At 57.8% G+C, this 17,277-nt stretch carries 16 protein-coding genes; 11 read left to right on the top strand and 5 right to left on the bottom strand.

Going from position 1 to position 17,277, the window contains the following annotated elements; translation table 11 throughout:
- Positions 1 to 94 precede the first annotated feature (94 nt).
- The 5 genes from GM655_RS10755 to ompA form a co-directional block, all read right to left on the bottom strand.
- Positions 95 to 829: a hypothetical protein gene (locus GM655_RS10755; RefSeq protein ID WP_155434652.1), complete on the bottom strand. Its 735-nt coding sequence runs from the start codon at positions 827 to 829 to the stop codon at positions 95 to 97.
- Between the two features lie 115 nt (positions 830 to 944).
- Complete coding sequence (locus GM655_RS10760) at positions 945 to 1,682, bottom strand: NYN domain-containing protein (protein WP_155434653.1); 738 nt, start codon at positions 1,680 to 1,682, stop codon at positions 945 to 947.
- 577 nt (positions 1,683 to 2,259) lie between these two features.
- Positions 2,260 to 2,952: an HAD family hydrolase gene (locus GM655_RS10765; protein ID WP_155434654.1), complete on the bottom strand. Its 693-nt coding sequence runs from the start codon at positions 2,950 to 2,952 to the stop codon at positions 2,260 to 2,262.
- 14 nt (positions 2,953 to 2,966) lie between these two features.
- Complete coding sequence (gene ubiG, locus GM655_RS10770; RefSeq protein WP_155434655.1) at positions 2,967 to 3,662, bottom strand: bifunctional 2-polyprenyl-6-hydroxyphenol methylase/3-demethylubiquinol 3-O-methyltransferase UbiG; 696 nt, start codon at positions 3,660 to 3,662, stop codon at positions 2,967 to 2,969.
- 90 nt (positions 3,663 to 3,752) lie between these two features.
- A complete protein-coding gene (gene ompA, locus GM655_RS10775; RefSeq protein ID WP_155434656.1) occupies positions 3,753 to 4,484 on the bottom strand; it encodes an outer membrane protein OmpA in 732 nt (243 codons plus the stop codon).
- A gap of 446 nt (positions 4,485 to 4,930) precedes the next feature.
- Here ompA and gyrA point away from each other — a divergent pair, with 446 nt between their 5' ends.
- The 11 genes from gyrA to GM655_RS10830 all read left to right on the top strand — a co-directional run bounded on the left by gyrA (position 4,931) and on the right by GM655_RS10830 (position 17,273).
- On the top strand, positions 4,931 to 7,576 hold the full coding sequence (gene gyrA / locus GM655_RS10780) for a DNA gyrase subunit A (RefSeq protein ID WP_155434657.1): 2,646 nt from the start codon (positions 4,931 to 4,933) through the stop codon (positions 7,574 to 7,576).
- A 107-nt stretch (positions 7,577 to 7,683) separates the two neighbouring features.
- The gene (locus GM655_RS10785; protein ID WP_155434658.1) at positions 7,684 to 8,235 is read left to right on the top strand and encodes a DUF2059 domain-containing protein; all 552 of its coding nucleotides are present in this window, start codon (positions 7,684 to 7,686) and stop codon (positions 8,233 to 8,235) included.
- 10 nt (positions 8,236 to 8,245) lie between these two features.
- Positions 8,246 to 9,355, top strand: a complete 1,110-nt coding sequence (gene serC / locus GM655_RS10790) for a 3-phosphoserine/phosphohydroxythreonine transaminase (protein ID WP_371866775.1) — start codon at positions 8,246 to 8,248, stop codon at positions 9,353 to 9,355.
- A gap of 3 nt (positions 9,356 to 9,358) precedes the next feature.
- A complete protein-coding gene (gene pheA / locus GM655_RS10795; protein WP_155434659.1) occupies positions 9,359 to 10,432 on the top strand; it encodes a prephenate dehydratase in 1,074 nt (357 codons plus the stop codon).
- 140 nt (positions 10,433 to 10,572) lie between these two features.
- A complete protein-coding gene (gene hisC / locus GM655_RS10800; protein WP_155434660.1) occupies positions 10,573 to 11,682 on the top strand; it encodes a histidinol-phosphate transaminase in 1,110 nt (369 codons plus the stop codon).
- A gap of 57 nt (positions 11,683 to 11,739) precedes the next feature.
- Positions 11,740 to 12,642: a prephenate dehydrogenase gene (locus GM655_RS10805; protein ID WP_155434661.1), complete on the top strand. Its 903-nt coding sequence runs from the start codon at positions 11,740 to 11,742 to the stop codon at positions 12,640 to 12,642.
- A 24-nt stretch (positions 12,643 to 12,666) separates the two neighbouring features.
- A complete protein-coding gene (gene aroA, locus GM655_RS10810) occupies positions 12,667 to 13,980 on the top strand; it encodes a 3-phosphoshikimate 1-carboxyvinyltransferase (RefSeq protein ID WP_155434662.1) in 1,314 nt (437 codons plus the stop codon).
- Between the two features lie 5 nt (positions 13,981 to 13,985).
- Positions 13,986 to 14,651, top strand: coding sequence for a (d)CMP kinase (gene cmk, locus GM655_RS10815; RefSeq protein ID WP_155434663.1), 666 nt, complete (start codon positions 13,986 to 13,988; stop codon positions 14,649 to 14,651).
- A gap of 168 nt (positions 14,652 to 14,819) precedes the next feature.
- Positions 14,820 to 16,499, top strand: coding sequence for a 30S ribosomal protein S1 (rpsA, locus tag GM655_RS10820; RefSeq protein WP_155434835.1), 1,680 nt, complete (start codon positions 14,820 to 14,822; stop codon positions 16,497 to 16,499).
- Between the two features lie 9 nt (positions 16,500 to 16,508).
- Positions 16,509 to 16,814: an integration host factor subunit beta gene (locus GM655_RS10825; protein ID WP_155434664.1), complete on the top strand. Its 306-nt coding sequence runs from the start codon at positions 16,509 to 16,511 to the stop codon at positions 16,812 to 16,814.
- A 156-nt stretch (positions 16,815 to 16,970) separates the two neighbouring features.
- On the top strand, positions 16,971 to 17,273 hold the full coding sequence (locus tag GM655_RS10830; RefSeq protein WP_155434665.1) for a LapA family protein: 303 nt from the start codon (positions 16,971 to 16,973) through the stop codon (positions 17,271 to 17,273).
- The last annotated feature ends 4 nt before the right edge of the window (positions 17,274 to 17,277 follow it).

The raw sequence follows: 17,277 nt of genomic DNA on the forward strand, positions 1-17,277 counted from the left end.
CCGGCCACCGGCGGTTTTTGGCCGAAGATCGACCGTCAGCTAATGGCCGTTCTCAGTCATTATTCCCTTGCCGAGAATGGGGCGTCTAAATCCTTTACCGAAGTACCCGTACGATCTCAGCAAGCAAGACATCTAATGCAGCCTTGAAGTCGACCTGTGCTGCTGCTGGAAGCACTTCCGATTTCCGGATCTGCTGATGTAGATGCATATCTGCGATCTTGCGCATGGAGCCGTCTAGGAGTTTCATCTGGTCGCTGAAAGAACGGGGTGCAGTGTAATTATTGGCGACCTCAGAAAATTTTTTGCATCCAAGGATGGGAGACACATGATCTGCTATTGCCCGCACAAGCATGGCAGTTGCCATATGCATTTGATTTTGGTGAGCTAGATTTACCTCCTCCAGCAAACGAACTAATTTCCTTAAATCCCATTGATGTGACTGTACGGCTCGCATTTCGAGGATTCGTTGAGCGTCAACGTAAAGTAGAATTTGAACTCCTCCAGGCACTCTTACTGGCTGAGATTTTTTTCGACGTACTTGGTTAAGCGCGCCTTCTACAATGGCAATAGCCTCCAATAGCTCATCCGGCGTAGGGGGATTCCATGCACCGAAACCGCTTAGGTTCTGCATCTTAAGCAACGGGACGCCAAAATCATTTAATCCGCCTAAGCCGGCATTCACTACGCTCTTTGCCTCTATTACCAAGCGTTTAAATGTGGCCCGGTCCGACCCATCAAGGCTAGGAATCGAAGAGTCCGCCGGTACATTGAAACGGTGCTGTAAAGCTCGAAGCTCCTCCAAAACATGCTCTATCTGCGACTCGTGCATACGCCCTCTAGGTTAAGCTATCATTTACGCCTGAAAAAGCTATTGGTTAAGAGGTCTTAAAAAAACGATTGGGATTACCTAGGTCCGCTTTTGGCCGTATTTGGACAAGATTCCTCTATTTCAAGCGAACGTATAGATGGACGATAGGAGAGTCATCCCTGTGTACTTCTTTCACTTCAATAAATGAAAGTTTGCGCATGAGCTCTCCCAGTTTTTGGCAACCGTAATTACGCGGGTCGAAGGCGGGACTATTTTTTATTATTAGCGCTCCAACACCAGCGAGAGCAGCGAAGCCATCATCTCGAGCAAATGCGGTAATGGCCTTGCGAATGATAACCTCAGTTTCACCCAGATTGATAGAAGAAGGCTTTGTTGCTTCCTTGTCCATTGCTGACTTTGCTGGCTGCGCCGCTGCAGCTGGCCTTAGGATTTCGGTATAGATGAACTTGTCACACGCAGCCACAAATGCCGCAGGAGTTTTCTTTTCACCGAAGCCATACACGACCAAACCTGCTTCACGAATACGAGTTGCCAAGCGCGTAAAGTCGCTATCCGAGGACACTAAGCAGAATCCATCAAGTTGCTGCGCATGAAGCAAATCCATTGCATCGATAATGAGCGAAGAGTCGGTTGAATTCTTTCCGGTAGTGTAGTTGAACTGCTGAATTGGTTGAATCGCCATCAAATGCAGTGTGTCTTTCCAGCCCTTTAGATTGGTGGTTGTCCAGTCACCGTAAGCCCGCTTTACCGAAGCCGTTCCATAAGTAGACACCTCTTCAAGAAGCTCTTTTACGATAGACGCTTGAGCGTTATCGGCGTCAATCAGAACTGCTAATTTTGCGTTTGTGGTCATAAGTATCCAGTTACCCTCAAACTACGCTTTCATATCCCAAAGTTAAATTTAACCTACCGGCTTGAAATCTAACATCTGTCTGCTTTTGGCCGAAAGCAGTCTGCGCCTAGTGTGTCAGCATTGTGACCAAGCGGTGTAAAAGGCTCTCTAACTTTCAAGTGCTCTAATTACTTCGCAGACATTCAGCGTAACATATTGCCATTTTGAAAAATTCACGCTTTGTCACTCTTGACGATATTTAAAGATCTGAACCTGAATGATGGGCAATATGCAGCAGTCAGCGGAGGGATATGCTAGTTCGGTATCGAACTAGAGTGCATATAGGCAATTGAAAACGAGAAGGTTTGTAAGCTCGTGGTAGAACGTGAAATTAGCGTAGCGTTGTAATCCAAGTGGATTAAGGGCAATTGCAGGATCGTCGCTATGCTGATTGGAGAGGGGAGTCGTCGGAACTGCTTGACCCGCGTATTTGGCGACGCAGTTGTGCCTACCGCCAGGTAGAAAGTGGTGGGGGCAGGGGGATCCCCAATTCAAGGAAATGGATAGGACTACTGCCAGCTGAAACTGGCAGTGGTAGTTAAGCGGCCAGTTCAGCCTGCTGGCGTAGACAATCGCGCAGTAGGGCAAGCAGTTGCAGCGGTTGAGTATGCAGATAATCAGCCTGCCAGCTCAGCGGCTCTTCGGCGCCAGCATAGCCCCAGCCAGCGGCGATGGTCAGCATACCTGCCGCCTTGCCCGCCTGAATATCGCGCAGATCGTCGCCCACATACCAGCACTGTTCCGGTGCCACACCGAGGCGGCGTGCCGCTTCCAGCAGCGGTTCCGGATGCGGCTTGGCATGCGCCGTGGTGTCGCCCGAAATGGCGCAACCGGCGTGACCCAGCCCGATCTGCGGCAGCAGCGGATCGGTAAAGCGCTGCGATTTATTGGTTACCACACCCCAGCGCAGTCCAGCCGCCTCGATGCCATCGAGCAGTTCCTGTACACCGTCGAACAGGCCGCTGTTGACGGCCATGGCAGCCTGATAGTTGGCGAAGAAGCCGTCACGCAGCACGGCAAAGCCTTCATCTTCCGGCGTCAGGCCGAAGGCCGCACCGATCATGCCGCGCGCACCGGCCGAAGCGGTCGGGCGCAGTACATGGTAAGCAGTTGGCTCCAGTCCGCGCTCGGTGCGCAGCAGGTTGACGGCGGCGGCCAGATCGGGCGCCGTATCGGCCAGCGTGCCATCGAGGTCGAACAGTATGGCGCGCGGCGCAGCAGGGTGGCTCATGGGCTAGGTCTTTCTTACAGCGGACGGGTGGCAGCGACCAGATAGTTGACGCTGGTATCGTTGTTGAGCGAGTAGAACTTGGTCAGCGGGTTGTAGCCCATGCCCTTGAAGCCCGCCACATCCAGACCGGCGCTGCGGATGTACTGCGACAGCTCGGACGGGGTGATGAACTTCTCGTAGTCGTGTGTACCTTTGGGCAGCATGCGCAGCAAGTATTCGGCACCGAGAATCGCAAACAGATACGATTTCGGGTTGCGGTTCAGGGTCGAGAAGAACACATGGCCGCCCGGTTTCACCAGCGTGGCCGCGGCGCGCACGATGGCGCCCGGATCGGGTACGTGCTCCAGCATTTCCATGCAGGTCACCACATCGTACTGGCCGGCTTCTTCGGCGGCCATGGCTTCGGCCGAAATCAGCTTGTAGCGCACTGCCACGCCCGATTCCAGCGAGTGCAGGTCGGCCACTTTCAGGGCTTTTTCGCCCAGATCGATGCCCGTCACATTGGCGCCCTTGCGTGCCATCGATTCACTGAGAATGCCGCCACCGCAACCGATGTCGATCACTTTCTTGCCGGCCAGCGGCACGCGCGCATTGATCCATTCCAGACGTAGCGGATTGATTTCGTGCAGCGGACGGAATTCGGAAGTGGGGTCCCACCAGCGGTGGGCCAGGTCGGCAAATTTCTGCAGTTCTAATGGATCGGCGTTCATAGTGTTTTTCTCAAAAGCGAATCCCGCTATTCTAAATCAGCAGGCGTAAAAAAACCCGCCGAAGCGGGTTTTCCTTGATGCGGTGGGCAATTACTTGCTGGTGCCTACCACTTCGATTTCTACGCGACGGTTTTTGGCGCGGCCTTCAGCAGACTTGTTGTCGGCTACAGGTTGTTTCTCGCCTTTGCCTTCGGTGTACACGCGGTTAGCTTCTACGCCCTTGGCGACCAGGTAAGCTTTGACAGCGTTAGCACGACGCTCGGACAGCTTCTGGTTGTAAGCATCGGTACCGACCGAGTCAGTGTGACCTACGGCGATGATGACTTCCAGATTGATGGTGCCCAGTTTCGAGCTCAGGTCGTCCAGTTTGGCTTTGCCTTCTGGTTTCAGAACCGATTTGTCGAAGTCGAAGAAGGCGTCAGCAGCGAAGCTCACTTTTTGTGCGGTTGGCACTGGTGCAACGGCTTTCGGTGCAGGAGCGGCTGGTGCGGCTGGCGCTACCGGTGCTGCAGGCGCAGGTGCGGCTGGTTTTGGTGCAGGTGCTACGCACTTGCCGTTTTCCAGTTTCTCTGGCTCTTTGCAGATTGGCGCGTCGCAACCTGGCACGGCATCAGCCGGGGTCCAGTAGCCGGTACGCCAGCACAGGCCGAATGGGTCACGGGCGATTACGCCGCGGGCATCCTGCACATATGCGCTCTTAGGCGTAGCAGCCTTGATGTCCTGGGTGACAGGCGCGTATGGTGGCGCGGTCGGCGCGGTCTGGGCGAAAGCCGAACCGGCGAATGCAGCCGAGATGGCCAGCATCGAAATCAGTTTTTTCATCTTTTTCTTCCTTTCGGGGGTGATATCCGCAGAAAACTGCGCGACGTAGTGATACATAAGACCAATTTTACCACGCAGGGGCGTCGCTCCGCTTTCTCGATTGTGAAACATGCAATGAGGGTCTAGTTCATTCTGCCACAAGCGATTTGGCGAGGTTTGTGGGCTCCAACATGACTCCGCGCCGCTTTCGACCAAAATGTTGTTTAGTTGCAACGTGATTGTCGATAATAATTCCTCAATGTGTCATGAATATTACAAGGTGTTACAACCTGTTGTAGACCGCGCAACGCACTTGAAAGTGGCGCAGTGGCGGATTTGCGCAGGTCGCCTTGCGCGCATGGTAAAATCGCACGCTTGCCCATCCTTACGGAGGGCGGTGCAAGAGATGCAGTACCTGCGGCATACATTGCTTAATAAATCACAGTCATAGATCAGTCGACCCGCCAATGGATCAATTCGCAAAAGAAACAATCCCAATTTCCCTCGAAGAAGAGATGCGCAAGAGCTACCTCGATTACGCCATGAGCGTAATTGTGGGCCGCGCCTTGCCGGATGTGCGCGACGGCCTCAAGCCGGTGCACCGCCGGGTGCTGTTCTCGATGCATGAGTCGAATTACGTGTGGAACCGTCCTTACGTCAAGTGCGCCCGTGTGGTCGGTGACACCATGGGTAAGTACCACCCGCACGGCGATGCCTCGATTTATGACACGCTGGTGCGTATGGCGCAGGACTTCTCGCTGCGTTATATGCTGGTCGATGGTCAGGGTAACTTCGGTTCCGTCGATGGCGACGGCGCGGCGGCAATGCGTTACACCGAGTGCCGTCTGGACAAGATCTCGGCCGAACTGCTGGCCGACATCGACAAAGAAACCGTGGATTTCCAGCCTAACTACGACGGCAAGGAAAAAGAACCGACGGTACTGCCTACCCGTATCCCTAATCTGCTGATCAACGGCTCGTCCGGTATCGCAGTGGGTATGGCCACCAACATCCCGCCGCACAACCTGCATGAAGTGATCTCGGGTGCGTTGCACGTGCTGAACAACCCGCACTGCTCGATCGACGAATTGATCGAGCTCATTCCGGCACCGGACTTCCCGACCGGCGGCATTATCTACGGCGTCTCGGGCGTGCGCGATGGTTATCGCACGGGCCGTGGCCGAGTGGTCATGCGCGCCAAGACCCACTACGAAGAATACGGCAAGGATGGCGGCCGCACCGCCATCATCGTCGACGAGCTGCCGTATCAGGTGAACAAGAAGTCGCTGCTCGAGCGTATCGCCGAAAACGTGCGCGACAAGAAGCTGGAAGGCATTTCCGACATCCGCGACGAATCCGATAAATCGGGTATGCGCGTGGTGATCGAGCTGAAACGCGGTGAAGTACCGGAAGTGGTGCTGAACAATCTGTACAAGCAGACCCAGTTGCAGGATACCTTCGGCATGAACATGGTGGCACTGGTCGATGGCCAGCCGCGCCTGCTCAACCTGAAAGAGATGCTGCAGTGCTTCCTGTCGCACCGCCGCGAAGTGGTCACCCGCCGTACCGTGTTCGAACTGCGCAAGGCGCGCGAACGCGGTCACGTGCTGGAAGGTCTGGCCGTGGCACTGGCCAACATCGATGAATTCATCGCCCTGATCAAGGCCGCACCAACCCCGCCAGTGGCAAAAGCTGCCCTGATGGACCGTTCGTGGGATTCCTCGCTGGTGCGCGAGATGCTGGCCCGTACCAGCGAAGGCAGCACCATCGGCGGCATCGAAGCCTTCCGTCCAGAGCACCTGCCTAAGCACTACGGCATCCAGGCTGACGGCATGTACCGTCTGTCGGATGATCAGGCGCAGGAAATTCTGCAGATGCGTCTGCAGCGCCTGACCGGTCTGGAACAGGACAAGATCGTCAACGAGTACAAAGACGTGATGGCCGAAATCGCCGACCTGCTGGACATTCTGGCCACCCCGGCCCGCGTGACCACCATCATCACCGATGAAATGACCCACGTCGCCAACGAGTTCGGCGACCGCGCCAAAGATCCGCGCCGTTCCAGCATCGAGCACAATGCGACCGATCTGGGCACGGAAGATCTGATCACGCCGCAGGACATGGTGGTGACTCTGTCGCACACGGGTTACATGAAAGCTCAGCCGATTTCCGAATACCGTGCGCAGAAACGCGGCGGTCGCGGCAAGCAGGCCATGGCTACCAAAGAAGAAGACTGGATCGATCAGCTATTCATCGCCAACACCCACGATTACATCCTGTGCTTCTCCAACCGTGGCCGCATGTACTGGCTGAAGGTATGGGAAGTACCACAAGGCTCGCGCAACTCGCGCGGCAAGCCGATCGTGAACATGTTCCCGCTGGCCGATAACGAGAAGATCACCGTGATTCTGCCGCTGTCGGGCGACAACCGTACCTTCCCTGAAGATCACTACGTGTTCATGTCCACCAGCCTGGGCACCGTGAAGAAGACCCCGCTGAAAGACTTCAGCAATCCGCGTAAGGCCGGCATCATTGCGGTCGATCTGGATGAGGGTGACTTCCTGATCGGCGCTGCGCTGACTGATGGCGCGCACGATGTGATGCTGTTCTCCGACGCCGGCAAAGCCGTGCGCTTCGACGAAAACGATGTGCGTCCTATGGGCCGTAACGCCCGCGGCGTGCGCGGTATGAATCTGGACGAAGGCCAGCGCGTGATCGCGTTGCTGGTGGCCGAGAACGAGCAGCAGTCGGTACTGACGGCGACCGAGAACGGCTTCGGCAAACGTACGCCGATTATCGAGTACACCCGTCATGGCCGTGGTACCAAGGGCATGATCGCGATCCAGACGTCGGAACGTAACGGTAAGGTGGTGGCAGCGACGCTGGTTGATTCCAGCGACGAAATCATGCTGATCACCACCGGCGGCGTGCTGATCCGTACCCGCGTGTCGGAAATCCGTGAAATGGGCCGCGCCACGCAAGGCGTAACCCTGATCGCGGTGGAAGACGGCACCAAGCTGTCCGGCCTGCAGCGCGTGGTGGAAACCGACATCGACGAAGTGGAACTGGAACCGGGGCCTGACGCCAAACCGGCTGACGCCCAGCCCGAGTAAGTCAACGCCATAAGCCGGACGCTGTTCCGGCTGGCAGCGGGGTCAGGTTTATTGCGCGGATAAATGCGACAATGAAGCTGGCCCCTTTTTTTTACTGTGGAGTGAAGATGAAAAAGATCGTAGCAAATACCTTAGCAACTGCTGTAGCAGCGCTGGCCCTGCTGGCCAGTGGTGGTGCTTATGCCCAGGCTACGGACGCTTCCACGGCAGCCGCACGCGAGCTGTTCGAGGCGATGAACTATCGCACCATGATGAACGGCATGATGCAGCAGATGGCGCAGAACATCGGCGGCTCCATGCGTGCCGGTGCCGAAGCGGCGATCCGCAACAATCCGAAAGCGTCGGAGCAGGACAAGCAGGCCGCCATCATCAAGATGGAAGCGGAACTGCCGGCGGCTATCAAGCCCGTGCAGGAAATGCTGAGCGACCCGTCGCTGGTTGATGAAGTGCTGGCCGAAACCGTGCCGCTGTATGCGCGCACCTACACGGCCGACGAACTCAAACAGATTACTGCGTTCTACCGCACGCCAGTGGGCAGCAAGATGCTGGCGTCGATGCCCAAGCTGATGGCCGAAGGCATGCAGATCGGCCAGCAGGTGGTGGCGCGCCGCGTCGGTCCGCTGATGCAGAAAATGCAGGAAAACAAAAAAACCAAATAAGGATCGCAACGTGACTCACATCTATAATTTTTCCGCCGGCCCTGCCGTACTGCCGAAGGAAGTGCTGACCCAGGCTGCTGCCGAAATGCTGGACTGGCATGGCAGCGGCATGTCGGTGATGGAGATGAGCCACCGCGGCCCCGAATTCATTTCGATTTACAAGGCAGCCGAGCGCGATCTGCGCGAACTGCTGGCAGTACCGGACAATTACAAGATTCTGTTCATGCAGGGCGGCGGTCTGTCGCAGAACGCCCTGATTCCGTTGAATCTGGTGGGCCACAAGCCGCAGCCAGCAACGATCGATTTCATTCATACGGGTTCGTGGTCGGGCAAATCCATCAAGGAAGCGGGCAAGTACGCCAGCGTGAATATCGCCGCTACAGGCAAGACGGGCGTGCCGCCCGTGGCCGAGTGGAAGCTGACGCCTGACGCCGCCTATCTGCACATGTGCACCAACGAGACCATCGATGGTGTCGAATTCGCTTTCGAGAACGGCGTGCCGGCCGGTCTGGCAGACGTGCCGGAAGCGAAGTTAAATGAGGTGCTGCTGGTGGCCGATATGTCCTCGCACATCTTGTCGCGGCCTATCGATGTATCGAAGTTCGGCCTGATCTTTGCTGGTGCGCAGAAGAACATCGGCCCGGCCGGTGTCACCATCGTCATCGTGCGCGAAGACCTGCTGGGCAAAGCGCTGCCGGTTTGCCCGTCGGCTTTCGATTTCAAGCTGGTGGCCGATAACGAATCGATGTACAACACGCCGCCTACCTACGGCATCTATATCGCCGGACTGGTGTTCCAGTGGCTGAAACAGCAGGGCGGGGTAGCGGCGATGGAGCAGCGCGCCATAGCCAAAGCCGAGCTGCTGTATGCAGCGCTCGATGCGGACGACTTCTACCAGACCCGCGTCGAAAAACCTTACCGTTCGCGCATGAACGTACCTTTCTACCTGAAGGACGAGAGCAAGAACGAAGCATTCCTGGCCGGCGCAAAAGCGCGCGGGCTGTTGCAGCTGAAGGGCCACAAGTCCGTCGGTGGTATGCGGGCATCGATTTATAACGCGATGCCTATCGAGGGCGTGCAAGCGCTCGTAGACTACTTAAACGAATTCGCTGGCCGATAATCCATGACAGACAAACTGAAACCCTTACGGGAACAGATCGATAGCATAGACGCGCAGATTCTGGATCTGCTCAACCAGCGCGCCCGCGTGGCGCAGCAGGTCGGCCACGTCAAGGCCGAAACCAATGCCCCCGTGTTCCGCCCTGAACGCGAAGCGCAGATCCTGCGCGGCGTGGCCGAACGCAACCCCGGCCCGATGGGCAATACCGAACTGCAGACCATCTGGCGCGAAATCATGTCGGCCTGTCGTTCGCTGGAAAAACGCGTGACCATCGCTTTCCTCGGCCCCGCCGGGACGTATAGCGAACAGGCCGTGTATCAGCAGTTCGGTACGGCCGTTGATGTGCTGCCTTGCTCGTCGATCGATGAAGTGTTCCGCGCGACGGAAGCGGGCACCGCCGAATTCGGCGTGGTGCCGGTGGAGAATTCCACCGAAGGCGCGATTGGCCGCACGCTCGATCTGCTGCTGCAAACGCCGCTGACCATCAGCGGCGAAGTGTCGATCGCCGTGCGCCACAGCCTGCTGACAGGTACGGGCAATATGGATGGCGTGAAAGCCATCTGCGCCCACGCGCAGGCGCTGGCCCAGTGCCAGATCTGGCTCAACAACAATTACCCTGATATCGAACGCCGCGCCGTATCGTCGAATGCGGAAGCCGCGCGCATGGCGCGTGACGACCATACGCTGGCCGCGATTGCAGGCGAGCGTGCAGGTGTGCGTTATGGCCTCGGCACCGTCAAGGCGAATATTCAGGATGACCCGCACAACCGCACGCGCTTTGCCGTGATCGGCTATCTGCAGGCTGGCCCGTCCGGCAAAGACCGTACCTCGCTGGCACTGGCCGCGCCGCACAAGGCCGGCGCCATGTATGGCCTGCTCGGTTCTCTGGCGCAGTACGGCGTGTCGATGACGCGCTTCGAATCGCGTCCGGCCCGCACGGGGAGCTGGGAATACTATTTCTACGTCGATGTGGAAGGCCATGTGCAGAACGAAGCCGTGGCCAAGGCACTGGAATCGCTGCAGAGTAACGCGGCCTTCTTCAAGGTGCTGGGTTCCTATCCCGTCAGCCTGACCTGAACGCATTAGTTCAGGCACGCGCAGAATTGCGGGCGGGCAGACGCCGCCGAGTCTACCCGCCGCGAGTTGGCTGATGCCGTGAGTGCGGCATCAGCGTCGTTTTATTAATCGAGTATTTAACGAGAAAACAGAGAGAGACTATGTCCAACAATTACGGCCCAGACTACGTTCGCGCAATCGCCCCCTACCAGGCGGGCAAGCCCATCGCTGAGGTGGCACGCGAATTCGGCCTCGACGAAGAGGCTATCGTAAAACTGGCATCGAACGAGAACCCGTTCGGTGTACCCGCATCGGCTGTACAAGCCATGAACGCTGCGGCGGCAGAACTGGGGCGCTATCCTGACGCTGCCGGCTTCGACCTGAAAGGCGCGCTGTCCAAGCGTTACGACGTACCGGCTGACTGGATCACGCTGGGTAACGGCAGTAACGATATTCTGGAAATCGCTGCCCACGCTTTCGTCGAGCGCGGCCAGTCGGTGGTGTACTCGCAATACTCGTTCGCCGTGTACGCACTGGCGACGCAAGGCGTCGGTGCGCGCCACATCGTGGTGCCGGCCAAGAACCATGGCCATGATCTGGACGCCATGCTGGCCGCCATCGAAGCGGACACCCGTCTGCTGTTCATCGCCAATCCGAACAACCCGACCGGCACTTTCATTCCGGCCGCCGAGATTACCGCCTTCCTCGACAAGGTGCCGGCCCATGTAGTGGTCGTGCTGGACGAAGCCTACAACGAATTCCTCGCGACCGAGAACCAGTTCGAGTCGGCCGAGTGGGTGAAAAAATATCCTAACCTGATGGTGTCGCGTACCTTCTCCAAGGCCTATGGTCTGGCCGGTCTGCGCGTGGGCTTCGCGATTGCCCAGCCGCCGCTGACTGACCTGATGAACCGCATCCGTCAGCCGTTCAACGTCAATTCGCTGGCGCAGGCTGCGGCCATCGCGGCGCTGAACGACAAGGAATTCCTGCAGAAGAGCGCGGCCAACAATACGGCAGGCTATCAGCAGTTCGTCGCCGCTTTCGAACAACTGGGTCTCGAGTATGTGCCGTCCTACGGTAACTTCGTGCTGGTCAAAGTCGGCAGCGATGCCGGCGCCGGTGCGCGCGTGAATCTGGCGCTGCTCAAGCAGGGCGTGATCGTGCGTCCGGTCGGTAACTACGGCCTGCCGGAGTGGCTGCGTATTTCCATCGGCCTGCCGCAGGAAAACGCTGTGTTCATCGCGGCGCTGAGCAAGGCACTGGCTGAATAAGCAGGTAAATCAGGCTGGCCTGAGCGGGCCAGCCGCTTGAGAGATAAAGCTGAATCAATGCTGAATAAAGTCGTCATCTTCGGTGTAGGTCTGATCGGTGGTTCGTTTGCGCGGGCACTGAAGCAGGCCGGTATGGTGGGTTCGGTCGTCGGCATGGGGCGGTCCACCGCCTCGCTGGCACGGGCGCAGGAGCTGGGCATTATCGACGTGATCGGTAGCGATATGGGACAGGCGCTGCAAGGCGCCGACCTCGTGCTGCTGGCCGCGCCGGTGGCGCAGACGGAAGCGATCCTGTCGGCGCTGGCACCGCACCTGCAGCCGGGCACCGTGGTGACGGACGCCGGCAGTACCAAGTCGGATGTGGTGGCGGCGGCGCAGCGCGCGCTGGGCGCCAAACTGGCCCAGTTCGTGCCGGGCCACCCGATCGCCGGCCGCGAGACCAATGGCCCCGATGCGGCCATTGCCGATCTCTACATCGGCAAGAAAGTAGTATTGACGCCTTTGCCGGAAAACAGTGCGGCCGATGTGGAAACCGTGGCCGCCGCATGGCGCGCCTGCCACGCCATCATCCACCGCCTGTCCGCCGAGGAACATGACAAGGTGTTTGCCGCCGTAAGCCATTTGCCGCACTTGCTGGCGTATGCGCTGGTGGACGACATCGCCAACAAGCCGCATGCAGACTTACTGTTCCAGTATGCGGCCAGTGGCTTCCGCGATTTCACAAGGATCGCCGGATCGTCGCCCGAAATGTGGCGCGACATAAGCTTGGCCAATCAGACGGCATTGTTGACGGAGCTGGATGCATATCTGGCACAATTAACGGGCCTGCGTGCCCGTCTGGCCGCCGGTGACGGCGCAGCGCTGGAGGGCATCTATAGCAATGCCCAGCGCGCGCGCCACCAGTGGATCTCCGCGATCGAGGCGGCCGAGCAGCCGCCCGCGCAAGACCAAGCTGAATAAGCACTGAATACATCAGGAACTCGCATGACTCACGAATACATAGATCTGGCCACGGTGGCGCACGCCGAAGGTGCCGTCCGTCTGCCCGGCTCGAAATCCATTTCCAACCGCGTGCTGCTGCTGGCCGCGCTGTCGCAGGGCGATGTGCAAATCGTCGATTTGCTGGCCTCGGACGATACCGCCGTGATGCTGGCCGCGTTGCGCTCGCTGGGCGTGGAGTGGCGCGAAGAGAAAACCGCTACGGGCACCATCCATCACGTCAAAGGCGTGGCAGGGGTACTGCCCAATGCCAAGGCCGACCTTTTCATGGGCAACGCTGGTACCGCTATCCGTCCGCTGACGGCAGCGCTGGCCGTGATCGGTGGCGACTACACGCTGCACGGTGTACCGCGCATGCACGAGCGTCCTATCGGTGATCTGGTCGATGCACTCAACGCGGCCGGCACCAATGTCGAATACACGGGCAACCCCGGCTTCCCGCCGCTGCACATCAAGCAGGGCAAGATACACGCGCAGCGCCTGTCGGTGCGCGGCAATGTGTCGAGCCAGTTCCTGACGGCGCTGCTGATGGTAGCGCCGCTGATGGCACGCGAACACGCGATTACCATCGCCGTGGAAGGCGAGCTGATTTCCAAGCCTTACATTGAAATCACCCTGAACCTGATCCGCCGTTTCGGCGTGCAGGTGGAGCAGGATGGCTGGGCCTCGTTCACCGTGCAGCCGGGTCAGGTGTACCAGTCGCCCGGCGTGATCCATGTGGAAGGCGATGCTTCGTCGGCGTCCTACTTCCTCGCGGCGGGCGCCATCGCTGGTGGTCCGGTGCGGGTGGAAGGCGTGGGCAAGGACAGCATTCAAGGCGACGTGCGTTTTGTCGGCGCGCTGGAACAGATGGGGGCCCAGATCACCATGGGCGACAACTGGATAGAAGCGCGTTCGAACGGCGTGCTGAAAGCCATCGACGCCGATTTCAACCACATCCCCGATGCGGCCATGACCATCGCCGTGGCCGCCCTGTATGCGGACGGCACCAGCACGCTGCGCAATATCGCCAGCTGGCGCGTCAAGGAAACCGACCGTATCGCCGCCATGGCCACCGAGCTGCGCAAGGTGGGCGCCATCGTGGAAGAGGGCGAGGACTACATCCGTGTAACCCCACCGGCCGTGATCCAGCCTGCTACCATAGACACTTATGACGATCACCGCATGGCCATGTGTTTCTCGCTGGTAGCGCTGGATGGCGCTGCCCGCAAGGGAAATGTGATGCGGATCAATGATCCTAAATGCGTCGCCAAGACGTTCCCTGAATACTTTGCTGCGTTTGCGGCAATTGCAAAATAGTAAATATGCCTACATCCATCATTCCTGTGATCACCATCGACGGCCCGACCGCGTCCGGCAAGGGCACGGTTGCCCATCGTGTGGCAGATCAACTCGGTTTCCACTATCTCGACTCGGGTGCGCTGTACCGCCTGACGGCGTTGTCGGCCTTGCGCCGTGGCACCGATCTGGCCGACGAGCACGCGCTGGCCAAGCTGGCCGAGCACCTGCAGTGCAGTTTTCAGGGCGGCGACATCATACTGTCGCATGAAAACGTCACCGAAGCGATCCGTGCCGAAGCCGTGGGGAATGCCGCTTCCAAAATTGCAACTTTCCACGCCGTACGCCATGCGCTGCTGGGTCTGCAACTGGGCTTCCGCAAGGCGCCCGGTCTGGTTGCGGACGGGCGCGACATGGGCTCGGTGATCTTCCCGCATGCCGCGCTCAAGGTGTTTTTGACAGCCAGTGTGGCTGCGCGTGCGGAACGCCGGTATAAGCAATTGATAGCTAAGGGAATTTCTGCTAATATGGATGATCTGCTGAAGGATTTGCAGGCGCGCGACGAGCGCGACACCAATCGGGCCGTAGCGCCGCTGGTGCCGCCGCAGGGCGCACTGGTGCTCGATACCTCGGAAATCAACGCCGAACAGGCGGTGGCGCAGGTGCTGGCGTGGTATGCCGCTGCCAAGTGATGGCACGCAAGTAAGCGCTCACAGCAGAACAGAATACGCAGTACCGTAACGAGTTAGTAAGTGAGTAAGTAGTAGCAAAGCAGTACAGCAGTACTTTTATCAACCCTAACCCAACTGAAGTCGCATTTCGCGAGCCTTGTTGGTAACCTGGAAGTCATAATGTCTAATATGGAAAGTTTTGCAGCCCTCTTCGAAGAGTCCCTGTCGCGTCAAGACATGCGTTCGGGCGAAGTGATCTCGGCTGAAGTCGTTCGTCTGGATCACAACTTCGTGATCGTCAACGCCGGCCTGAAATCGGAAGCATTCATCCCTGTTGAAGAATTCAAAAATGACCAAGGCGAACTGGAAGTCAAAGTAGGCGACTTCGTTTCCGTGGCCATCGAATCGCTGGAAAACGGTTTCGGCGATACCATCCTGTCGCGCGACAAAGCCAAGCGTCTGGCTTCGTGGCTGGCACTGGAAAAAGCCATGGAATCGGGCGAGATCGTTGTCGGTACCGTCAATGGCAAAGTCAAGGGCGGTCTGACCGTTCTGACCAACGGCATCCGCGCCTTCCTGCCAGGCTCGCTGGTAGACACCCGTCCAGTAAAAGACACCACCCCATTCGAAGGCAAAACCCTCGAATTCAAAGTGATCAAACTGGATCGCAAGCGTAACAACGTGGTTCTGTCGCGTCGCGCCGTTATCGAAGCTTCGATGGGCGAAGAGCGTCAGAAACTGATGGAAACCCTGAAAGAAGGCACCGTGGTGACCGGCGTTGTGAAAAACATCACCGACTACGGCGCGTTCGTGGATCTGGGCGGCATCGACGGCCTGCTGCACATCACCGACCTGGCATGGCGTCGTGTACGTCACCCATCGGAAGTGCTGACCGTGGGTCAAGAAATCACCGCTAAAGTCCTGAAATACGATCAAGAGAAGAACCGTGTTTCGCTGGGCGTGAAGCAACTGGGCGATGACCCATGGACCGGTCTGTCGCGTCGTTACCCACAAGGCACCCGTCTGTTCGGTAAAGTCACCAACCTGACCGACTACGGCGCGTTCGTGGAAGTGGAACAAGGTATCGAAGGTCTGGTACACGTTTCCGAAATGGACTGGACCAACAAGAACGTTGCTCCTAACAAAGTTGTCCAACTGGGCGACGAAGTAGAAGTCATGGTTCTGGAGATCGACGAAGAGCGTCGTCGTATCTCGCTGGGCATGAAACAGTGCAAAGCTAACCCATGGGACGACTTCGGTGTTACCCACAAGAAGGGCGATAAAGTCAAAGGCGCGATCAAATCGATCACCGACTTCGGCGTGTTCATCGGCCTGGCTGGCAACATCGACGGTCTGGTACACCTGTCCGACCTGTCGTGGACCGAAACCGGCGAAGAAGCCGTGCGTCGCTTCAAGAAAGGTGACGAACTGGAAGCCATCGTTCTGGCCATCGACGTTGAGCGTGAGCGCGTATCCCTGGGCGTTAAGCAACTGGAAGGCGACCCATTCAACAACTTCGCAGCAATGAACGACAAAGGTGCCCTGGTTTCGGGTACCGTGAAATCGGTTGAGCCTAAAGGCGCCGTGATCCAACTGTCGGAAGAAGTTGAAGGCTACCTGCGCGCTTCGGAAATCTCGCGTGACCGCGTGGAAGACGCTGGCACCCACCTGAAAGTGGGCGACACCGTTGAAGCGCTGGTCATCAACATCGATCGCAAAGCTCGCAGCATCCAGCTGTCGATCAAAGCGAAAGATAGCGCTGAGACCGCAGAAGCCATGCAAAAAATGGCTGCTACCGACAGCAACGCTGCTTCGGGCACCACCAGCCTGGGCGCTCTGCTGAAAGCCAAGTTCGATAACAAGAACTAAGACTAGTCGATGACCAAGTCCGAGTTGATCAACCGTCTGGCTGAGCGTTACCCTCAGCTGGTGGCGAAAGATGCGGAATATGCGGTCAAGACCATCCTCGATGCCATGACCAACGCTTTGGCGAGTGGTCAGCGCATCGAGATCCGTGGTTTTGGCAGCTTTGCCCTCAATAGCCGCCCCCCGCGTATCGGACGTAATCCGAAATCGGGTGATAAAGTGATGGTGCCGGAAAAACGGGTGCCGCACTTTAAACCGGGCAAGCAATTGCGCGAACGGGTGGACGCCATGGTCGGGCAACCGATCATCGAGGACTAAGCGTCTGAAGGTTAGAAGAGAAAAGCGGCGTCTGCGGATGCCGCTTTTTTTATGCCCGTGGCCGTGTCGCCATGGGGGAAGTGTCGTAAATTTTTGCGCAAAGGCGTTTCTAGTGCATACTTGCGCTCTTGGAATTGATGAACAGGAAGCAGGCTGATGAAATTACTATCCACCCTGATAGGTTGCGTTCTTTTTGTCCTGTTTTTCGGCTTTGCGCTGAAGAACACGCAGGAGGTCGATCTGCACCTTTTCCTGCACTATGATCTGCACGGCCCGCTGGTGCTGATGCTGCTCGGCTTTTTTGTGGCCGGCGCCTTCCTTGGCGTGCTGGCGCTGACGCCGACGGTGTTCCGCCACCGCCGCGAAACCAATAAACATAAAACCACGATCACGACGCTGCAAAGCTCGGCGCTGCAGGCACAAGCCCAGCCGCAGCCGGATAGCGTCAAACCACAATAAATAC

This window comes from Pseudoduganella danionis, assembly GCF_009720775.1.
Classification (GTDB): domain Bacteria; phylum Pseudomonadota; class Gammaproteobacteria; order Burkholderiales; family Burkholderiaceae_D; genus Rugamonas; species Rugamonas danionis.

Excerpts from the sequence above, each read along its gene's own strand:
- GM655_RS10755 (WP_155434652.1), bottom strand. The coding sequence starts at position 829 with ATGCACGAGTCGCAGATAGAGCATGTTTTGGAGGAGCTTCGAGCTTTA.
- GM655_RS10760 (WP_155434653.1), bottom strand. The coding sequence starts at position 1,682 with ATGACCACAAACGCAAAATTAGCAGTTCTGATTGACGCCGATAACGCT.
- GM655_RS10765 (WP_155434654.1), bottom strand. The coding sequence starts at position 2,952 with ATGAGCCACCCTGCTGCGCCGCGCGCCATACTGTTCGACCTCGATGGC.
- ubiG (WP_155434655.1), bottom strand. The coding sequence starts at position 3,662 with ATGAACGCCGATCCATTAGAACTGCAGAAATTTGCCGACCTGGCCCAC.
- ompA (WP_155434656.1), bottom strand. The coding sequence starts at position 4,484 with ATGAAAAAACTGATTTCGATGCTGGCCATCTCGGCTGCATTCGCCGGT.
- gyrA (WP_155434657.1), top strand. The coding sequence starts at position 4,931 with ATGGATCAATTCGCAAAAGAAACAATCCCAATTTCCCTCGAAGAAGAG.
- GM655_RS10785 (WP_155434658.1), top strand. The coding sequence starts at position 7,684 with ATGAAAAAGATCGTAGCAAATACCTTAGCAACTGCTGTAGCAGCGCTG.
- pheA (WP_155434659.1), top strand. The coding sequence starts at position 9,359 with ATGACAGACAAACTGAAACCCTTACGGGAACAGATCGATAGCATAGAC.
- hisC (WP_155434660.1), top strand. The coding sequence starts at position 10,573 with ATGTCCAACAATTACGGCCCAGACTACGTTCGCGCAATCGCCCCCTAC.
- GM655_RS10805 (WP_155434661.1), top strand. The coding sequence starts at position 11,740 with ATGCTGAATAAAGTCGTCATCTTCGGTGTAGGTCTGATCGGTGGTTCG.
- aroA (WP_155434662.1), top strand. The coding sequence starts at position 12,667 with ATGACTCACGAATACATAGATCTGGCCACGGTGGCGCACGCCGAAGGT.
- cmk (WP_155434663.1), top strand. The coding sequence starts at position 13,986 with ATGCCTACATCCATCATTCCTGTGATCACCATCGACGGCCCGACCGCG.
- rpsA (WP_155434835.1), top strand. The coding sequence starts at position 14,820 with ATGGAAAGTTTTGCAGCCCTCTTCGAAGAGTCCCTGTCGCGTCAAGAC.
- GM655_RS10825 (WP_155434664.1), top strand. The coding sequence starts at position 16,509 with ATGACCAAGTCCGAGTTGATCAACCGTCTGGCTGAGCGTTACCCTCAG.
- GM655_RS10830 (WP_155434665.1), top strand. The coding sequence starts at position 16,971 with ATGAAATTACTATCCACCCTGATAGGTTGCGTTCTTTTTGTCCTGTTT.